This is a genomic window from Peribacillus sp. TH27, from assembly GCF_016650915.1.
GTDB classification, from domain to species: Bacteria; Bacillota; Bacilli; order Bacillales; family DSM-1321; genus Peribacillus; species Peribacillus butanolivorans.
The window spans coordinates 289379-308237 of the sequence record NZ_JAEKEV010000002.1 but is presented as its reverse complement, the minus strand read 5'-3'; the positions used below and the strand labels follow the sequence as shown (position 1 = coordinate 308237).

General features: G+C 36.4%; 13 protein-coding genes and 2 pseudogenes. 13 read left to right on the top strand and 2 right to left on the bottom strand.

All coding sequences use genetic code 11. The features are described from left to right. Nucleotides 1-180 precede the first annotated feature (180 nt). The 7 genes and pseudogenes from JFU24_RS02980 (at nt 181) to JFU24_RS02950 (ending at nt 10909) form a co-directional block, all read left to right on the top strand. The gene (locus tag JFU24_RS02980; RefSeq protein WP_201224570.1) at nt 181-1356 is read left to right on the top strand and encodes a Gfo/Idh/MocA family protein; all 1176 of its coding nucleotides are present in this window, start codon (nt 181-183) and stop codon (nt 1354-1356) included. Nucleotides 1357-1733: 377 nt separating this feature from the next. Continuing rightward, entirely contained in the window at nt 1734-3155 is a 1422-nt protein-coding gene (locus JFU24_RS02975; protein WP_201224569.1) for a sugar porter family MFS transporter, read from the top strand. 371 nt (nt 3156-3526) lie between these two features. Next, nucleotides 3527-4450 carry a sugar phosphate isomerase/epimerase family protein gene (locus JFU24_RS02970; protein WP_201224568.1) on the top strand — a complete coding sequence of 308 codons (924 nt, stop codon included), beginning with the start codon at nt 3527-3529 and terminating at the stop codon, nt 4448-4450. Nucleotides 4451-4905: 455 nt separating this feature from the next. Further along, complete coding sequence (locus tag JFU24_RS02965; protein ID WP_201224567.1) at nt 4906-7035, top strand: ATP-dependent Clp protease ATP-binding subunit; 2130 nt, start codon at nt 4906-4908, stop codon at nt 7033-7035. Nucleotides 7036-7505: 470 nt separating this feature from the next. Then, nucleotides 7506-9446, top strand: a pseudogene (pulA, locus tag JFU24_RS02960) (type I pullulanase); the annotation flags it as partial. A 577-nt stretch (nt 9447-10023) separates the two neighbouring features. Next, on the top strand, nt 10024-10137 hold the full coding sequence (locus JFU24_RS30660; RefSeq protein ID WP_309559272.1) for a 4Fe-4S binding protein: 114 nt from the start codon (nt 10024-10026) through the stop codon (nt 10135-10137). Between the two features lie 271 nt (nt 10138-10408). Beyond that, on the top strand, nt 10409-10909 hold the full coding sequence (locus tag JFU24_RS02950) for a PCYCGC motif-containing (lipo)protein (protein ID WP_201224566.1): 501 nt from the start codon (nt 10409-10411) through the stop codon (nt 10907-10909). Nucleotides 10910-11010: 101 nt separating this feature from the next. On the opposite strand, the pseudogene JFU24_RS02945 reads toward JFU24_RS02950, so the two are convergent. Continuing rightward, nucleotides 11011-11366, bottom strand: a pseudogene (locus JFU24_RS02945) (transposase); the annotation flags it as partial. A gap of 221 nt (nt 11367-11587) precedes the next feature. Here JFU24_RS02945 and uvsE point away from each other — a divergent pair. Both uvsE and JFU24_RS02935 read left to right on the top strand, forming a co-directional pair. After that, a complete protein-coding gene (uvsE, locus tag JFU24_RS02940; protein WP_201224564.1) occupies nt 11588-12559 on the top strand; it encodes a UV DNA damage repair endonuclease UvsE in 972 nt (323 codons plus the stop codon). A gap of 533 nt (nt 12560-13092) precedes the next feature. Next, nucleotides 13093-13665 carry a site-specific integrase gene (locus tag JFU24_RS02935; RefSeq protein ID WP_207203192.1) on the top strand — a complete coding sequence of 191 codons (573 nt, stop codon included), beginning with the start codon at nt 13093-13095 and terminating at the stop codon, nt 13663-13665. Between the two features lie 628 nt (nt 13666-14293). Here the strand turns inward: JFU24_RS02935 and JFU24_RS02930 are convergent. Continuing rightward, nucleotides 14294-14599, bottom strand: a complete 306-nt coding sequence (locus tag JFU24_RS02930; protein ID WP_201224563.1) for a GyrI-like domain-containing protein — start codon at nt 14597-14599, stop codon at nt 14294-14296. Nucleotides 14600-14779: 180 nt separating this feature from the next. Between JFU24_RS02930 and JFU24_RS02925 the strand changes: the two genes are divergently transcribed. From JFU24_RS02925 to JFU24_RS02910, 4 genes are all read left to right on the top strand, one after another. Further along, nucleotides 14780-16128, top strand: a protein-coding gene (locus tag JFU24_RS02925; RefSeq protein ID WP_201182105.1) for an IS3 family transposase whose coding sequence is annotated in 2 segments (ribosomal slippage) — nt 14780-15224 and nt 15224-16128 — 1350 coding nt in all. Because the reading frame shifts where the segments join, the coding sequence is not laid out codon by codon here. A gap of 349 nt (nt 16129-16477) precedes the next feature. Further along, entirely contained in the window at nt 16478-17137 is a 660-nt protein-coding gene (locus JFU24_RS02920; RefSeq protein WP_056519518.1) for a GntR family transcriptional regulator, read from the top strand. Nucleotides 17138-17156: 19 nt separating this feature from the next. Beyond that, nucleotides 17157-18374, top strand: a complete 1218-nt coding sequence (lhgO, locus tag JFU24_RS02915) for an L-2-hydroxyglutarate oxidase (RefSeq protein ID WP_201224561.1) — start codon at nt 17157-17159, stop codon at nt 18372-18374. Nucleotides 18375-18400: 26 nt separating this feature from the next. After that, nucleotides 18401-18742: a DUF3870 domain-containing protein gene (locus tag JFU24_RS02910; RefSeq protein WP_201249473.1), complete on the top strand. Its 342-nt coding sequence runs from the start codon at nt 18401-18403 to the stop codon at nt 18740-18742. Nucleotides 18743-18859: the final 117 nt, after the last annotated feature.

Genomic DNA, 18859 nt, shown 5'->3' with positions numbered 1-18859 from the left:
TGTTCTAACTTAGAACTTTAGTTAATGTGGGATGGCTGAATAATTATATTTTTTCTTTTGTAGAGAATGACAATTATCGTCTTATTATTAAGCATTCTTTTCTAGTAAAAGTAAAAGTAAAAGTAAAAGTCCGTAAACAACATAACTTAAGAAAATTATTTGAAAGTGAGGAATTGTACAATGATAAATGGAGAGAAGAAAATTTCAAGAGCACTACGCTGGTCAATGGTGGGTGGTGGTCAGCTTAGTCAAGTTGGATATAAACACCGTATCGGTGCACTAAGAGACAATACAGCCTTTCAGTTAGTCGCAGGTGCATTTGATATAGATCCCGGCAGAGGAAAGGATTTTGGTATCAATATTGGTGTTTCTGAGGATCGTTGCTATAACGACTATAAAACTATGTTTGTGGAGGAGGCTAAGAGGGAGGACGGTATTGAGGTTGTATCTATTGCAACTCCTAATGGTACTCATTATGAAATCTGTAAGGCAGCCCTTGAGGCTGAATTGCATGTTATTTGTGAAAAACCATTGTTTTTTACCTCTGATGAAGTTCGAGAGATTAAGAGTCTTGCAGAGGAGAAAGGAAAGATTGTTGGCGTGACTTATGGTTTCTCTGGTAATCAGATGTTACTACAAATGCGTGCAATGATTGAACAAGGTAAAATTGGTGAGATACGTGTGGTAGATTTGCAGTATACCCACGGTTTTAGTGCAACTGAGGAAGAAAAAACAAGTGCTGCACAAAAATGGCGTGTTGATCCTAAGATTGCAGGACCTAGTTTTGTATTAGGAGATCTTTCCACTCATACTTATTATATGTCCCAGTTAATTATGCCGCATATGAAAATTAAAGAATTGTTATGCGACCGTCAGAGCTTTGTTGGAAGTCGTGCTCCGCTGGAAGACAATGCCCATGTACTTATGCACTATGAAAATGGAGCTGTAGGAACTATGTGGACATCTTCCATCAACGCAGGATGTATGGATGGTCATAGAATTCGTATTGTAGGCTCTAAGGCCAGTTTAGAATGGTGGGATAGCAAACCTGGTGAACTAACCTATGAAATTCAGGGAGAGCCTATCCAAACTTTGATTCGTGCAATGCCGTATTTAGATGATAGTTGTAATGCTGATGAACGATTAGGAGCATTACATGTAGAAGGATTATCTGACTCTTGGGCAAATATTTATCTTAAGTTTGCTATCGCTATCGATGCTAAAAACCAGGGTGACGAGGAAACTATAAAGAATCTTATATATCCGGATATTGACGCGGGACTGGAAGGCGTTCGCTGGATTGAAAATTGTGTGCGGTCTGCAGATAAGGGAGCAGTTTGGGTAAATTTTGAATAATTAGATGGACTTAATGATCGTTCAGATTATGAATATTTTAAGTCGTAAAAACGTTTCAGACTTTATAAGGAAGCGGAATACGGTTCCGCAATCACTCTTAAAGACTAGAATAAATTGATGCTATCAATCTAGAGATAAGGGACCGTATTCCAATTGAAAAGCCAAAAATTATCCAGATGGCAGTATTTTCAGTCTCATATTATTTTATTAACGATTTGATCTTACCTACGATACAGTCTGATTTGATGGAAATGTGGATAAGAGTGGCATATCCATAGCTAAAAGATCATGTGATGGGTTTTTATCATATCGACAAGAATGATATATAAATGGGAAATTACTTATCTATTCTTAAAAGGAATTGAGGAGAAATTGACATGAATAAACAGGTAAACCAAAAGTCGTTTTTGCGTACCATTATCGTAGTCTCCACATTAGGTGGGCTTCTCTTCGGATATGACACTGGTGTCATCAACGGTGCCTTGCCTTATATGTCTGAAGCTGACCAGCTAAATCTCAACCCATTCACTCAAGGTCTCGTTGCGAGTTCACTTCTTTTTGGGGCAGCTATCGGGGCGTTATTCGGCGGCCGACTATCAGATTATGGTGGTCGTCGTAAAACCATTCTTTATCTCGCAGTTTTGTTCTTTATTGCTGCACTTGGATGTACTCTTGCTCCAAATATTACGGTTATGGTTACCTTTCGTTTCCTTCTAGGGCTTGCTGTTGGTGGTGCGTCAGTAACGGTTCCAACCTATTTAGCAGAAATGTCATTTGCGGAAAGAAGAGGTCGAATGGTTAGTCAGAACGAATTGATGATCGTTACTGGCCAATTATTAGCCTTCATCTTCAACGCCATACTTGGTAACACAATGAGTGACAGCTCGCATGTCTGGCGATACATGTTGGTTATCGCGGCACTTCCAGCGATTTTCTTATTCTTTGGCATGCTTAAAGTACCGGAGAGCCCTCGTTGGCTTGTATCAAAAGGGAAAAGTGCAGAAGCTTTACGTGTTCTTCAACAGATACGTGAGAAGAAGCAGGCTAAATTGGAACTCAGCGAAATTGAGGCCGCTTTCGCCGAAGAGTCAGATATTAAGAAAGCAACCTTTAAGGATTTATCTGTGCCATGGGTCCGCCGTATCTTATTTATTGGGATTGGTATTGCCGTCGTGCAACAAATTACGGGGATTAATTCGATTATGTACTATGGTACTGAAATCCTCAAAGATGCTGGCTTTCAAACGGAGGTCGCCCTAATCGGGAACATCGCTAATGGCGCAATTTCAGTTTTAGCCGTTTTCTTCGGCATCTGGCTCCTCGGCAAGGTTGGCCGTCGACCAATGTTACTAATTGGTTTGAGCGGAACTACAACGACACTTCTGTTCATTGCGATATTCTCATTTACGCTTAAAGATTCAGCAGCACTTCCATTTGTTGTACTTGCTTTGACAGTCGTATTTCTCGCTTTCATGCAAGGGTTTATTGGGCCAGTAACATGGTTAATACTCGCGGAGATATTTCCAACAAGGTTAAGAGGCCTCGGTATGGGTTTAAGTGTGTTTTTTCTATGGATCACGAACTCAGTTATTGGTTTGGCTTTCCCAGTATTACTTGGAACGATTGGTTTGTCCACAACCTTCTTTATCTTTGTAGCTCTTGGAATAGGGGGAATCATATTTGTGAAGAAATATATACCGGAAACCAAAGGGCGCACACTTGAGGAGCTGGAACATTACTTCCGTACCTATGATAATCAAGATGATCAGAAAGACATAATGATGAGAGTGATTAAATAACAGTATTGAAATGTAAACCACTCTCGATTTTTGTAAGCGTATACAATATATATAGAAACAATACATGTATTATTTAGGAATTTCATTTATTAACAAAACACCTAAGAATTTGATTCGATGAAAAAAACGAGAGTGCTAGTTTAATATTTAGTAGAGATATAAAGCCATAATAGTTATGTAACACCAAATAATTTATGTATAAAAGCTACTTCATTTTGAGAAGACATCTCCTTTCGGATGTGTTGTGCTTTTATTAGCTGGGTCTTCTTATCTATATAACAAAGTTTGAGGTTTGGCTATAAATGAGTATAAATGTTTTATTATTTACTTAATTAAAAATTAGGAAAAATTCTTAATTGGAGGCGTTTGACTTGAGTATAAAAATTGCAGGCGCACCTTGTTGCTGGGGAGTGGATGATCCAAAAAACCCAAACCTTCCATCATGGGAGAGAGTATTACAAGAAGCGTCACAAGCTGGTTATAAAGGTATAGAGTTAGGTCCTTACGGTTATATTCCAATGGATATTGAACGAGTACAAGTAGAACTTTCCAAAAATAATCTCACAGTTATTGCAGGAACAATTTTTGATAATTTGGTAGCAGAATCGAATTTGGAACACTTAGTGCGCCAAGTTGATGAGATTTGTTCTCTAATTATCAAACTTCCTCCTTCGATACAGGAAGAAGGACAGCAATTTCCAACACCTTATCTTGTACTAATTGATTGGGGACATGATGAAAGGGATTACACAGCTGGTCACCCAGATGATGCAAAACGCTTATCTCCAGAGGGATGGAACAATATGATGACTCATATCCGTATATTGGCAGAGCATGCATGGACAAAATATGGAGTACGATCGGTAGTCCATCCTCATGCTGGTGGCTATATCGAATTTGAAGATGAAATAAAGAAACTTATGCAGGATATTCCACATGAAATTGCAGGACTTTGCCTTGACACAGGACATCTATATTATTCAAAAATGGACCCCGTACAGTGGCTTAGGGACTGTGCAAATAGACTGGATTATATACATTTTAAAGATATTAATCTATATAAATATCAACAAGTAATGACTGAGTGTATCCGCTTTTTTGATGCATGTGGCAAAGGAGTTATGTGCCCTATCGGACAAGGCATCATTGACTATAAATCCATTAACAGGTTACTGAAAGAAATCAATTATCATGGGTACATTACTGTAGAGCAAGAGCGTGATCCTAGAAATTGTGATAGTAGTCTACGAGATGTTAGCCAGAGTTTCGCTTATTTGAAGAGTATTGGTTTTTAATCATAAATACAGTATGAGAACAAAAGTATGATTAATGGCGAAAAAATTATAAGAAAATCGGTTCTGATGCAAAAACTCAAGATAATCTCAATGGATGATAAATCTTGATGTTTTACATCAAAATCAAAATAATGTTGTTTGAACTTTTTATTTTCACTATTAACTAATATACTTGTTCTCCGATATATTTATCATTATATTTATAAGGAAATTGCAACCAATTTCTGAAGATGAAATACAGATAATTTGGATGAAGCCCTATTTCTATAGAAATAGGGCTATTATGGATTATCGATATGGCTGTTATCAATAGAAAAAATTTGAGAAAACAATCCAAAAGAATTTCCAGTCAAAATTATTGAAAGTCAAAGAAGGTCAATGTATAATAAAGTCAGAAAGTCAAAGAAGGTCAAAGTTGATTCATAAAAACAACAAACTTTAAGGAGGAGTACTACATGCTTTGTGAAAAATGCCATGTAAACCAAGCTAATATTCAAGTACATCTAAATATGAATGGTCAGGAGCATGATGTTATGCTGTGCTCCACTTGTTATAAAGAAGAGAGAAATAAACTTGGTGCAGCTATGGGAGGAAAAGATTTAGGGAACTTCCAATTTAATGGATCCCACAATTTATTCAATCCCTTTAATAATAGTAAAATCCCTCAACCGGAACCTGCTCAACAAAGCGGCGGAAGAGGATTATTAGAAGAGTACGGGCAGAATCTGACAGATGCTGCTAAAGCAGGCCTAATTGATCCGGTTATCGGCAGGAATGAAGAAATAAAAAGAGTGATTGAAGTTCTAAATAGACGTAATAAAAATAATCCAGTATTAATAGGTGAACCTGGCGTAGGTAAAACAGCGATTGCTGAAGGACTTGCTCTAGCCATTGTTGAAGGTGCAGTTCCTGTTAAATTGCGTAATAAGCTGGTGTATATGCTTGATATCGCTTCACTTGTTACAAACACTGGAATCCGGGGACAATTCGAAGAACGAATGAAGCAATTAATCAGTGAATTGCAGGAAAGAAAGAATGTCATTTTATTCATTGATGAAATTCACCAAATTGTCGGTGCTGGTTCAGCCGAAGGATCGATGGATGCTGGGAATATCTTAAAACCCGCACTTGCACGAGGTGAACTTCAGCTGGTGGGAGCGACCACTTTGTCTGAATATCGGAAAATTGAAAAAGACGGAGCACTTGAACGCCGCTTTCAACCCGTTCAGGTTAATGAGCCTACAACAGATGAAGCATTGGTTATTTTGCAAGGTTTAAAAGACAGTTATGAAGCGTATCATGGGGTCACATATAGCGAGGAAGCGCTTAGAGCAGCTGTTGAACTTTCAAACCGCTACATTCAAGACCGTTTTCTACCTGACAAAGCAATCGACTTAATGGACGAGGCAGGTTCTAAATTAAACTTGACCATTGAAGATGGACAGGAAGAGGTTATGAAAGAACGTCTTGCAAATATCTATAAGGAAAAAGAGCAGGCCCTAAATGAAGAAGACTATGAAAAAGCAGCTGTACTTCGGGATGAAGAAGAAAAACTGGAAAAATCATTGCAAGCTGGAGTAAATTCAGTTAAACCAAACGTCACTGTCGAAGATATCCAAAAGATTATCGAACAAAAAACTGGAATCCCTGTAGGCAAGCTGCAAGAAGATGAGCAGGAAAGAATGCTTCATCTTCAAGAGGAGCTTATGAAAAAAGTAATTGGGCAGGAAGAAGCAGTCAGGAAAGTTGCGAAGGCCGTCCGAAGGAGTCGTGCCGGTTTGAAGTCCAAAAACCGTCCCACTGGTTCTTTCCTATTCGTTGGTCCGACAGGAGTTGGGAAAACTGAATTAGCGAAAACCCTTGCTTTGGAATTATTTGGTGATAAAGAAGCCATGATTCGCCTTGATATGAGTGAATTTATGGAGAAACATAGTGTTTCCAAATTAATTGGTTCTCCTCCTGGATACGTAGGACATGAGGAAGCAGGCCAATTAACTGAAAAAGTTCGTCGTAAGCCCTACAGTATTATCTTATTGGATGAGATTGAAAAAGCACATCCAGATGTGATGCACATGTTCTTACAAATTCTAGAAGATGGCCGGTTAACTGATAGCCAGGGACGTACTGTTACCTTTAAAGATACCGTCATTATCATGACATCTAATGCTGGAGTCGGGGAAAAACAAAAAGTAATGGGATTCGGTACAAGTACAGCCGTAGATGAAGCTTCTATCTTACAATCATTAGGCAGTTTCTTCAAACCGGAATTCCTGAACCGATTTGACAGCATCATTGAATTCTCAGCACTGAAGAAGGAAGACCTTTTGCAAATTGTTGATATTATGATTCAGGATCTTGACAAAACACTTACTTCTCAAGACATATCATTGGTCGTAACAGATGAAGCAAAACAAAAACTGATCGAGTTAGGTTATCATCCATCATTCGGGGCAAGACCGCTCCGCCGTGTTCTTCAGGAACAGCTAGAAGATGGCATTACTGACTATATCTTTGATCAGCCTAAAGTGAAAAACTTCATGGCAGTTGTTGAAGATAATCAGGTTAAAATAATCAAAACACCATAAAGAGTACTAGAAATGCCTCCAAGACCGTAAAACTGTTATGGAGGCATTTTTTTTATCACTTTTTAAGGTATAGAATTTCAATATGACTATTTAAAAGACAAAGAGAGGTATATTCTACACAGAAGTAGAATTTTATGTAAAAGTAGTACAGGTTTATGATTTTTGGAACAACTTAGATAAACTAAACTATAAAAAATGGACATCGAGATTCTCAATTATTCCTGAACTTTTTTCGGGTGATAATACTTATTATTGATAAATGAATACATCAAGTTTATTAACATATATCCCTGAGACCCTAGGGCGTTGGAATCATATTGAAAATATCACACTGATTTTTGATAGCAACCCTTCATAAAAAGGAAATAATAAAAATATATGAAATAAATTCCTGTTTTGAAATAGGAATTTCATTGGAGGAATGACCTATTAAAGATTCACTTTCTTATTTTGAAGAGGAAAATACCAATCAAACACCTAAAGATAAAGATCTCGATAATAAGTCGGATGTTCTACCCATTGCAAATACTCAAAATCCTGAAGAACTGGATAATCTTTATTACTATGAAGGAAAAGACTTAGGAAATTCCTATTTAAAAGATAAAACTTCCTTCCGGTTATGGGCTCCTACTTCATCTGAAGCTAAGCTCGTTACTTATAAACGTTGGGATGATACAGATGGATTAGAAATTGATATGCAGCGTTCGGAGAAGGGAACGTGGACTGTTGAAATATCCGGTGATCAGGATGGGTTGATTTATACATATAAAGTGAAAGTGGGCGATGTATGGAATGAAGCTGTGGATCCCTATGTCCGGGCAGTGACTGTAAATGGGAATAGAGGTGTTGTAATAGATTTAGCAGACACCAACCCAGAAAAGTGGACAAATGATAAACCTGCGCTGAATAGCCCTGAGGATGCAATTATCTATGAAATTCATATCAGGGATTTATCGATTCATCCTGAAAGTGGAATTCAAAATAAAGGGAAATTTTTAGGAGTAACCGAAATGGGTACCAAAGGTCCTGAAGGAGTTAAAACTGGTCTCGATCATATTAAGGATTTGGGTGTGACTCATGTTCAATTTATCCCCATTTTTGATTTTGCTACTGTCAATGAAATGAAATTAAATGAACCTCAATATAATTGGGGATACGACCCAAAGAATTATAATGCACCAGAAGGGTCTTATTCGACTGACCCCTTCCAACCAAAGCTCAGAATTCGTGAGGCGAAGCAGATGATCCAAGCATTACATGATAAGGGATTACGTGTAATTATGGATGTAGTTTACAATCACGTATATTCGGTGGATGATTCTAGCTTTAACAAACTTGTACCTAACTATTTTTTTCGCTTTAACGAGGACGGCACACTATCCAATGGTACCGGTGTAGGAAACGACACAGCGTCCGAACATAAAATGATGCGTAAATTTATCGTTGAATCTGTAATCTATTGGGCGAAAGAGTTTAACCTCGACGGCTTCCGTTTTGATTTAATGGGGATTCATGATGTGGAAACGATGAATGAAGTGAAAAAAGCTGTTGGTGAAATTGATCCGACTATTATTGTTTTAGGAGAAGGGTGGGATATGAATACCACATTGTCTCAGGATCAGAAAGCGAATCAAAAGAATGCTTATAAAATGCCTGGTATAGCACATTTTAATGACGCTATCCGGGATGGGCTAAAAGGCTTTGTGATGAATGAACATGATAAAGGCTTTATCAATGGCAAACCAGGTATGGAAGATATCATTAAAAAAGGGATAGCTGGTGGATTGAAATACGATGATCATATAGCAACCTATCAAAATCCAGCCCAGGTCATCAACTATGTCGAGGCCCATGATAATTATACATTATGGGATAAGCTCGTAATTACCAATCCAGATGCGACAGAGCAAGAACGTAAGCAGATGCACAAGCTTGGTTCCTCAGTGGTATTACTGTCACAGGGAATTCCAATGATCCATGCTGGACAAGAATTTATGCGAACAAAGGATGGAGATGAAAATAGCTATCAATCATCTGACTGGGTTAACCGATTGGATTGGAAAAGAAGAGCGGAGTTTGATTATGAAGTAGAATATTTAAAAGGGCTAATTTCGCTTCGAAACAATATTTCCGCTTTCAGGTTAAGAACAGCTGAAGACATCGAGCAGCAGTTAATATTCCTTGATGCTCCGGCGAATGTAATTGCATTTACTCTAATGACAGAACATTCAAAGATTGTTGTTATTCATAATGCAAACTGGGAAGCTGTAAATTTTACACTCCCACTCCATGGAGAATGGGCTGTTTTAGCGAATGGTCAGCGGGCGGGTCTAGAAGAAATTGAAAGGATTCAGGGGAGTCATATAACCGTTTCCCCTTTAAGTTCATATGTGTTGAGAAGTAATTTGTAAAATAGTGATTCGAAGTGAATGATAGGTGATCACTCACTTCGAATTTGTTTTTTTAGCTTTCTATCGAAATATTTACTAAAAAATGGAATAGTGAAATAGCTAATAATGTTGAAATATAATCTCCCATCATTAATTAAGTTCAGGGAAAATTTCCTAGTGCAGAAAATATTAAATGAATAAATTTTCTCGTTTTTTTAGTGAGGAGACGATTATTTTGCCAGAGAAAGTACATATAATTATTAATGAGGCTGAGGCCATCCTGAACGGTAATCAAACAATTTTACATTTGCTAACAAATAGTTCGATTTAAGTTTCGAATGTTTGTTACCATCCAAACTTAGACCCGATTGAAACATGTGATGCATGTCATGTCTCGTGAATGTTAATGGAGAGCTTGTGAGATTGTGTTCTACCGAATTCAAAGATGGGGATGTAATTGATACAGTTGCACCTGATGTCAAAGAAGCATAGGTTATCGCAATGTTCAAGATACTGTATAACCATGAACTGTACTGTACGGTTTGTGATTACAATAATGGGTCATTCATCAACCGTATGTAATGGATAATTTAAATCCATTTTCCGTTATGATCAGGACCAATGCATCCTTTGCGGCCGTTGTGTAGAGGCTTGTCAGGATGTACAAGTCACTGAAATTTTAATTATCGATTGTGAGGCAAAATGGCTCTGAGTCATTTGGGATAAGTAACTCTAGCTGGTTTTGGATTTTAGCCGGAAATTCGTTCATAACCATTCCACTGACGCTATCAAAGAAGAAACAAATGAGAATAAATTAATAGGGAAGGGTCCTTTGATGAATGCCTTTCTTACATTACTTGAATAATTTAAAAATATCTTTTCATGAAGACATCATTTAATAATGTACTTTTTGTGAAATAACTTGTAGAAATACATTCCACCCCATAAAATGGGAGTAACTATAATATTCAAGGAGTGTGCAAATGAATTTTAAATTAATAGCCATAATTGGTATCTGTTCATCTTTACTACTTTCCGGTTGTTCGAATGAAGAAAAAAGTGTTGTGGATAAAGAAACTAGTCATGAAGGCCATTCAGCCCATACTGTTTCAGGAGATCTACAAGAAGAGACTAGCAGTAAGGAAATAGCACCTGAATTTCTATCTGGAAAACCAGAAGAAATGAAAACCATCTATTTAGCGGTTGCTCAAAATCAGGAACTATTAGAAAATATACCATGTTACTGTGGTTGTGGCGAAGAAGCTAACCATAAAAACAATTACGATTGTTTTATCCATGAAAATAAAAAAAGTGGTGAAGTGGTTTGGGACGATCATGGTACTAGATGTGGAGTTTGCCTAGAAATAGCAGCTCAATCCATTTTAGATTTAAGGGATGGGATGTCAATTAAAGATATCCGTACTAAAGTGGATGAAAAATATAAGAGTGGATATGCAAAACCAACACCTACTCCTGAGGTTTAAGTTTATGAATTTCCAAATTAAATAGTTACAAGCGAGTAAATAAATGAAAAAGAGCCTGAAATGAAGTAACCCAAAAAGGTAGACACTTTATTTAATAGGTCAGCCTTGAAGGCATGAACCCGGTAATCGACCCGGCTCATGCCTTTTAATTTTACCTTGATTCGTTTGAGACTGTAGTAATGGATATATTCTTCTTCTAGTTCTTGTTTGAAATGCTCCATGCTTTCAAATTCTTGAAGATAGAGTAAATCTAATTTTAATATGCCAAAGAAGTTTTCAATGACCGCATTATCGATACAATTTCTTTTGTGGGACATGCTTTGTGTAGTGTTATGTCCTTTTAAATCATGCAATATTGTTTCATCTGGTAATGCTAGCCCTAATCTGAATGAAGAATGGGTGAATCTTTCGATTCCAAGCGGTCAAAGGCTTTATCCAGCATTTTGGTAACAAAGGCAATAAATTTATAGTTTTTTTCCCTTCCAAGTACTCAAAAGCTGCATGTAGTTTTTCGTCTATCGTATATTTAGTCAAAAAAAAACTGCTCCCCCAATTGTTAGATGTTGTCTAACAATTGGGGGGCAGTTCAAATTATGAGGCTCTTTTTTATTATTCATATTAAAGATAAATAAGGGAATACTGACAAAAACAACAAAAAAATATAAGGGGGTTATCCATTTGACTTTAATCCGCCTTGGTTATGTGGCCATGAGTACTCATGTGCCAAACTGCTCACCATCCCAAACCATGACTTTTTCCCAGTTTTCGAAAATTAAGGATAGGGAGGCAGCCATAAGAAAACTTGAACGCATTTCAGTTTCTAATTTTAATAATTGCTGGCGATTACTAATCCATAACGCAGCTCATGATATCCAATTTTTTAGGCTTTCATCTAAACTCATTCCCCTTGTCAATCACCCAGAAATTCCAGAATGGGACTACCTAGAACCAATTTCAGAAGAACTTGAAAAAATTAAAACCTATCTTACTAATCAGCCAGCTATAAGAATTGATTTTCATCCAGATCATTTCGTCATTTTAAATAGTTCGAATATCGATATACTGAAGACTTCTCTAAAAACATTAAGAATTCATTATACTTTATTAAAAAAAATGGGATTGGACCCTGAGCATCGTTGTGTTCTCCATGTCGGTGGTGGTTATGGTGAACATGAACAGGCGCTAGAGCAGTTTATACATAATTGGGGGTTTATACCTGAGTCGATTCAAAAAATGGTGATTCTTGAAAACGATGATACTACATTTACTTTATCGGAAACTCTCTACTTGTGTGAAAAACTAGGAATTCCCATGGTTTTTGATTACCACCATTACCTTGCGCACCATTCGGCATCTGAAAAATGGATTGATCATTGGAATCGAATACTCCAAACTTGGGATTACTCCAAACTATCTCCGAAGATGCATATTTCTAGCCCAAGATCGGAAAAAGAATTTAGAGCACACGCTGATTACGTTGATCCGGATATGTTTATGGAGTTTTTACAACAAATAAAAGGAAGTTTACCACAGTTAGATTGTATGATTGAAGCGAAGCAAAAAGATGGTGCACTTTTCCAATTGATGGATCAACTAAGAGCCTACCCGGAAATTGAGATGATTGACGGTGCAAGTTTTTATATCCGCTGAGAGACTTGGATAAAACTTACATTTGATGAAGAGATATGTAAGGCTCTTTATCAAATGTAATAGAATAAATATTAAAAATATATAGTTTACATAATGTTATTATCGTAAATAAAATAAATGGGGAAAGTTGTATAATGTCACAGGGAAGAGAAAGGGTATTATTGTAAATTATAATCCTGAAAAAAATACCAGTGTTTGAACTTCTACATTTTTCATAAAAAAAACAATAAAAGATAAAAAACAGGTCCCATAAATTGATTTTAAGGTGTCCATTTTTAATCGTTAGGGTATTTCATCGCGATTGTTATAAAGTCTTTCTAAACGCTATTAAAATACATTTAAGGGGATTGGGAGAATTAAACTCTTTATCTACTATTAATATAAGAATATTCCGAATGTAACAAAGGACCTGTATTGATACATTCGAAATCGCGTCAAATCAAGGTTTTTGAGAGCATTATAATTTAAAAAACTTGCCTTTTTTTCGTCAATTCACGTACAATGAAAGAAGAGGAAAGGGGAATGAGTTACTCATGCAAGCAACCTCTCAAAGAATCAAAAATGTCCAGCCGATACGCCGACTGGATCACATAGATAAGATGAAAAAATCTCTATTAAAATATTGCGACTACCGCGATTATATGATGTTCTCTATCGGGATTAACATTGGACTTCGAATCGGTGATCTTTTACAGTTACGTGTAAAAGATATCCTAGAGGGAACGCATATCGTCATTGTAGAGCAAAAGACAGAGAAAATTAAACGGTTCCTTGTCAATCCTCAACTTCGGAAAGAAGTCCGGAAGTATGTTCGGAAGATGAACCTAAAAAGTGAAAACTATTTATTTCCTAGCCGAAAAGGAAATGGTCCAATCACTAGGGTACAAGCATATAGGGTTTTAAACAAAGCAGCAGAAATGGCTGATATTCCGGATGTTGGGACACATACACTCCGAAAAACATTTGGCTATTTGCATTATCAAAAATTTAAGGATATCGCTTTACTTCAACAAATTCTTAATCACTCCAATCCAAAAGATACGATGATATACATAGGACTCACACAGGATTTAATGGACGAAACATTGATGGATTTCTATTATTAAAAAAAGGACCAATAAGGTTCTTTTTTATTTATCATAATAACATTATGTAAACTAGTTATTTCAATTATAATTCTAAATTTAAGAGTAAATTATCTAGGATGAATCATTTGTATATAAATTGGTGGTCCATCTTATAAGAAACCCTGGGGAATAAAATGAGGTAAATCAAAAAAAGTTTTGTTATTAAATATCTTACATATTAATATAATATTCTTTTGGAATAGTTGTTATTTTATAGAACCATCAGCGCACATTATAAATAACTGGAAAGTAGAATTCCTTATATTTAGAAAAGATATTTAAATCTGTACTAACAAAATATTTGATGAATCTAAAATAAAGAGGGAAGAATAAAGAACATGAGGGAATATTGCTCAACAAGAGTAATGACAGTGTCTTTTTCTTCTTAGATATTAGGTGTTAAATTCAATGGGAAATTGAGCTAAGGATAGTATAGATAACAAAGATCTTAGATAACTATTTTTTAGGGACATCACAAAAGAACCCTATATTTTATAGGGTTCTTTTGTTAATGCATTATTTAATCGCTATATGTATTTCCACTTTTCCATCAGGATAATATTTTTCATAATCCAGGCTATATGCCCTATTTAACTTTTTTTCATCTTCAAGTCTGCCATATCTTTTTCCAAGTTTCACTTATGGAATGCTCATCTTGTAAACATTCAAACACTTTATATTCATTTTCTGGAATAATAATTTTTTCATTTGACACTGGAGTTTCAGTAGCAATAGTTAAAGTATAGTCACCACGATAATTACTTGTGTATTGATGGTAAACCCCATACTTAATATCATTTTCAATATTGAAATCATTCATTTTATTCCATAATGACCCAATTTTATCGAATAAATTTTCATCCGTGAAATTATTAGTGCGAATATCGCCAATAATATATACTTCTTTACTCATTATATCCTCACTCCTTTGTATAAATTTGGTTTTTTAGTTAATTGTATCATAGTCAGAAAAAAAGAATCACCTTTTTCAAAATAACAAACGGGAGCATAGTTGAAAAACATAAAGAGGACCAAGTTTTTGAACTGCACCCCAATTGTTAGACAACATCTAACAATTGGAGGTGCAGTTTTTTTGACTAAATATACGATAGACGAAAAATTACATGCAGTTTTAGAGTACTTGGAAGGGAAAAAATCCTATAAATCCATCGCACAAGAAAGAAATGTAGGTTTATCCCCTCTGAAGAGATGGGTCGCTCGCTATCTAGAACATGGGATGGAAGGAATTGCTTCATCCTATACAAATTACACTCTGCCCTTTAAACTAGAGGTACTTAATTATATGAACGAATATGGGGCATCGATCAGCGAGACCGCTGTACACTATAATCTTCCTTCCGATTCTACACTTTTGAAATGGTCAAATCAGTTGAAGGAAGGAGGTATAGACGCCCTTAAACCAAAGAAAAAGGGGCGTCTATCCATGAAAAAAGAAACCAAAAAAACATCACCAGCTAAAGGCTCTCAAGAAGCACTTCTTGCCGAATTAGAATACTTACGTGCAGAGAATGCCTATCTAAAAAAGTTGAATGCCTTAGTTCAAGAAAAGGAAGCCCTACAAAGAAAGACAAAGCGAAAGTAGTCCATGAACTAAGGAAACAATTTGATTTAAATCTGCTTCTATCCATTTCTAACATGGCACGGAGTACATACTATTATTGGGTAAACGCCTTCGGGCGTGAGGATAAATACACAGAAATGAAATCCCTTATCGAAGAGATTTTCCATACGCATAAAGGGCGCTATGGGTATCGGCGTATCACCCTAGAATTACGTAACAGAGGTGCTCGCATCAATCATAAAACAGTTCTCCGATTGATGAATGAACTAGGATTGAAGTCTTTAGTTCGCATGAAGAAATACCGTTCGTACAAAGGGAAAATCGGCAAGATTGCACCCAACATTCTAGCACGTGATTTCAAGGCAACAAACTCAAATGAAAAATGGGTGACAGACGTCACAGAATTCCATCTAGCTGGGGAGAAGCTATACTTATCGGCCATTCTTGATCTGTTTAATGGAGAAATCATCGCCTATAATGTCGAATCTCGGCCTGTTTATCCCCTCGTTTCCAAAATGCTGGAGAAAGCCTTTGACCGCTTGGAATCGAAAGATTCACCCATTCTTCATTCAGATCAGGGCTGGCATTACCAGATGAAACAATATTCGCATGATTTGAAAAGACATAACATTACACAAAGCATGTCCCGTAAAGGAAATTGTCTCGATAATGCGGTCATAGAAAACTTCTTTGGCCTATTAAAATCAGAGTTACTTTATCTTCAAGAATTTGAAAGCATGGAGCATTTCAAACAAGAATTAGAAGAATATATCCATTACTACAATCATCAACGAATCAAGGTAAAATTAAAAGGCATGAGCCCGGTAGAATTCCGGGTTCATGCCCTCAAGGCTGCCTAATTAAATAAAGTGTCTAACTTTTTGGGTTCACTTCATTTTTTGTCCTCTTTTAAATACCAACATTAATAATTATATAATCTATACAAAGGAGAGGATGTGTCTAAACTGATGAAAAACTCCGTCTTCCATAGAACGACATTATTACGTAGAGTAGAAAAATTAAAGATTGAACTAAAGTAAGCGTAGCAGAAGGTTACTTTCTTTTGTGATAGATAAAAGGTGGATTTTCGAGATATTGTATCCAATTATTTTGGGATTGGATACAATATCTTTTATTTTTACTATTGTAATCGTTTTATATAGTTGTTATAGTTAAAATTGTATCCAATGTTGAAAGGTGGAAGATAAATTGGATAATGCTAATAGAGATAAGTCAACAATCGTAAACAATGTAACAAAAAGTCTTAGACAGGCAATTTTAAACGGGACACTGAAAAAAGGCGAGCGTTTAATTCAAGAGGAATGGGCTGAACGATTAGATGTAAGCAGAATGCCCATTCGAGAAGCGCTTACACAGCTTCAAATGGAAGGTTTAGTGGAAATGGTTCCACACAAAGGAGCTATCGTCACTCCAATAACCCGAGATGATATTGAAGAAATCTACCATACTAGGTCTCTTCTTGAAGGCCTAGCTGTTGAAAAGTCACTTCCCTATTTAACAAAAGAAGACAAAAAACAATTAGAGAAAATATTGATTGAAATGGAAGAGATTCAGTTATCCGATGTAACAAATGAACACTATATTCAATTGAATGCGGCTTTTCATGAAACCCTTCGAAAAGGTTGTCCATGGCCTAGGGTTCAAAAAATGGTAGAAACGCTAGGTATCTCGCCAATTGCGCCCAACTTGCTTATTGATTATTACCCTGAAACTCAGCGGGAACACAGGATGATTTATGAAGCAGCTTTACGAGGCGATCCTGCAGAACTTCGAGCATCTGTGGAATATCATATTTTACGAACAAAGAATAATTTAATCACGTGTATGGAGTTGCTAAAAAAACCATAAATAATAAGGAGTGGTAATTATGTATGATTTTGCAATTGTTGGTGGGGGAATTGTAGGTTTATCAACGGGAATGGCACTTTATAAGCGGTATCCTAATGCGAGAGTGGTAGTTATTGAAAAAGAGTCTGTTGTTGCAGATCATCAAACTGGTCATAACAGCGGTGTTATTCATTCAGGAATATATTATAAACCAGGAAGTTTTAAGGCACGATTTGCTCGCCAAGGAAGCAAATCAATGACGGAATTCTGTCAAACACATGGAATCGAACATGATATTTGTGGAAAGGTCATTGTTGCGACAAAGCAAGATGAGTTACCAATTCTTAATGATTTGTATACACGTGGTCTACAAAATGAACTGGCTATAAAAAAAATAAGTGTGGATGAATTAAAGGAAATCGAACCACATGTAAACGGACTTGGTGCGATTCGCGTCCCGCAAGCAGGTATTGTAAATTATCGTCAGGTCAGCGAAAAAATCGCCGATATTGTCAAAGAATATGGCGGTGAGATTAAGCTAAATACAAAAGTAGAAAAAATTAACGAGGAATCAGATAGTGTAACGATTGAGACGAACAACGGTACCCTAAAAGCACGATTGGTAATTAATTGTGCTGGGTTGCACAGTGACCGTATTGCAGCAGCAGCGGGGTACAAAACTGATATGAAAATTGTACCATTTCGTGGCGAGTATTTTAAGTTGATACCAGAAAAACGCCATCTCGTTAACCATTTAATTTATCCTGTTCCAAATCCAAAATTTCCGTTTTTAGGGGTCCATTTTACTCGGATGATTAGCGGAGAAGTAGATGCTGGTCCAAATGCTGTGTTAAGTTTTAAACGTGAAGGCTATAAAAAAACGGACTTCAATGCAAAAGATTTAACAGAAGTTTTAAGTTACAAAGGGTTCTGGAAACTCGCGAGTAAATTTATGAAAGAAGGGATGGATGAATATGTCCGTTCTTTTAGCAAGAAGCAATTTACGAAAAGCCTCCAGGAGTTAATTCCTGAAATTCAGGAAGATGATTTAATTCCGGCACCTGCAGGCGTTCGAGCGCAGGCTCTACAGGACGATGGGAATATGGTAGATGACTTTCATATTATAATGGGGAAACGTACTGTTCATGTATGTAACGCTCCGTCTCCTGCAGCTACAGCTTCTATTGAAATTGGAAAAGAGGTTGTTAACCGTATTCCAGAACAATCGCACTTATTGGAAGCAGCTTTAATAAAATAAATCATTTTTAGAAAGGAAGAAGCCTCATGTTTAATGGTAAAACAATATTTATTGCAGGTCACGCACGTTTACCCCAGGGAATGGCAGCAAAAAGTGTCTTTGAAACGTTAACCATTACTGCAGAAGTCGATGCTAAATATGGGGTTATACTAGAAGCTTCCTGTACATTGGCAACAGAACATGGACGTGAATTTATTGGACGCGTGTTAAAAGGGACTAGTTTAAATGATGGTGTTGATAATGCGATAGAATCTATTCAATCCTATTATCGGGGAAAGGCAACAAATGCGTTGATCGTCGCATTAAAAGACTTAGATCTCCATTTTCAGCAAATTAAGGCCGGGGAAAAACCAAAACAACCGAACTAGATCTTTGATTTAATTTATCTGAATAATAAGTAAAAAGAGTTGACATTAGAATACGAAAGTGTTTTAATTGAATTAAGCCAATATTATGATATTATCGCCTTTTGTAAAATACCTTTT

Bases quoted from the DNA above. Each gene is read 5' to 3' on its own strand.
- JFU24_RS02980 (WP_201224570.1), top strand. From the start codon at position 181: ATGATAAATGGAGAGAAGAAAATTTCAAGAGCACTACGCTGGTCAATG.
- JFU24_RS02975 (WP_201224569.1), top strand. From the start codon at position 1,734: ATGAATAAACAGGTAAACCAAAAGTCGTTTTTGCGTACCATTATCGTA.
- JFU24_RS02965 (WP_201224567.1), top strand. From the start codon at position 4,906: ATGCTTTGTGAAAAATGCCATGTAAACCAAGCTAATATTCAAGTACAT.
- JFU24_RS02950 (WP_201224566.1), top strand. From the start codon at position 10,409: ATGAATTTTAAATTAATAGCCATAATTGGTATCTGTTCATCTTTACTA.
- JFU24_RS02935 (WP_207203192.1), top strand. From the start codon at position 13,093: ATGCAAGCAACCTCTCAAAGAATCAAAAATGTCCAGCCGATACGCCGA.
- JFU24_RS02930 (WP_201224563.1), bottom strand. From the start codon at position 14,599: ATGAGTAAAGAAGTATATATTATTGGCGATATTCGCACTAATAATTTC.
- lhgO (WP_201224561.1), top strand. From the start codon at position 17,157: ATGTATGATTTTGCAATTGTTGGTGGGGGAATTGTAGGTTTATCAACG.
- JFU24_RS02910 (WP_201249473.1), top strand. From the start codon at position 18,401: ATGTTTAATGGTAAAACAATATTTATTGCAGGTCACGCACGTTTACCC.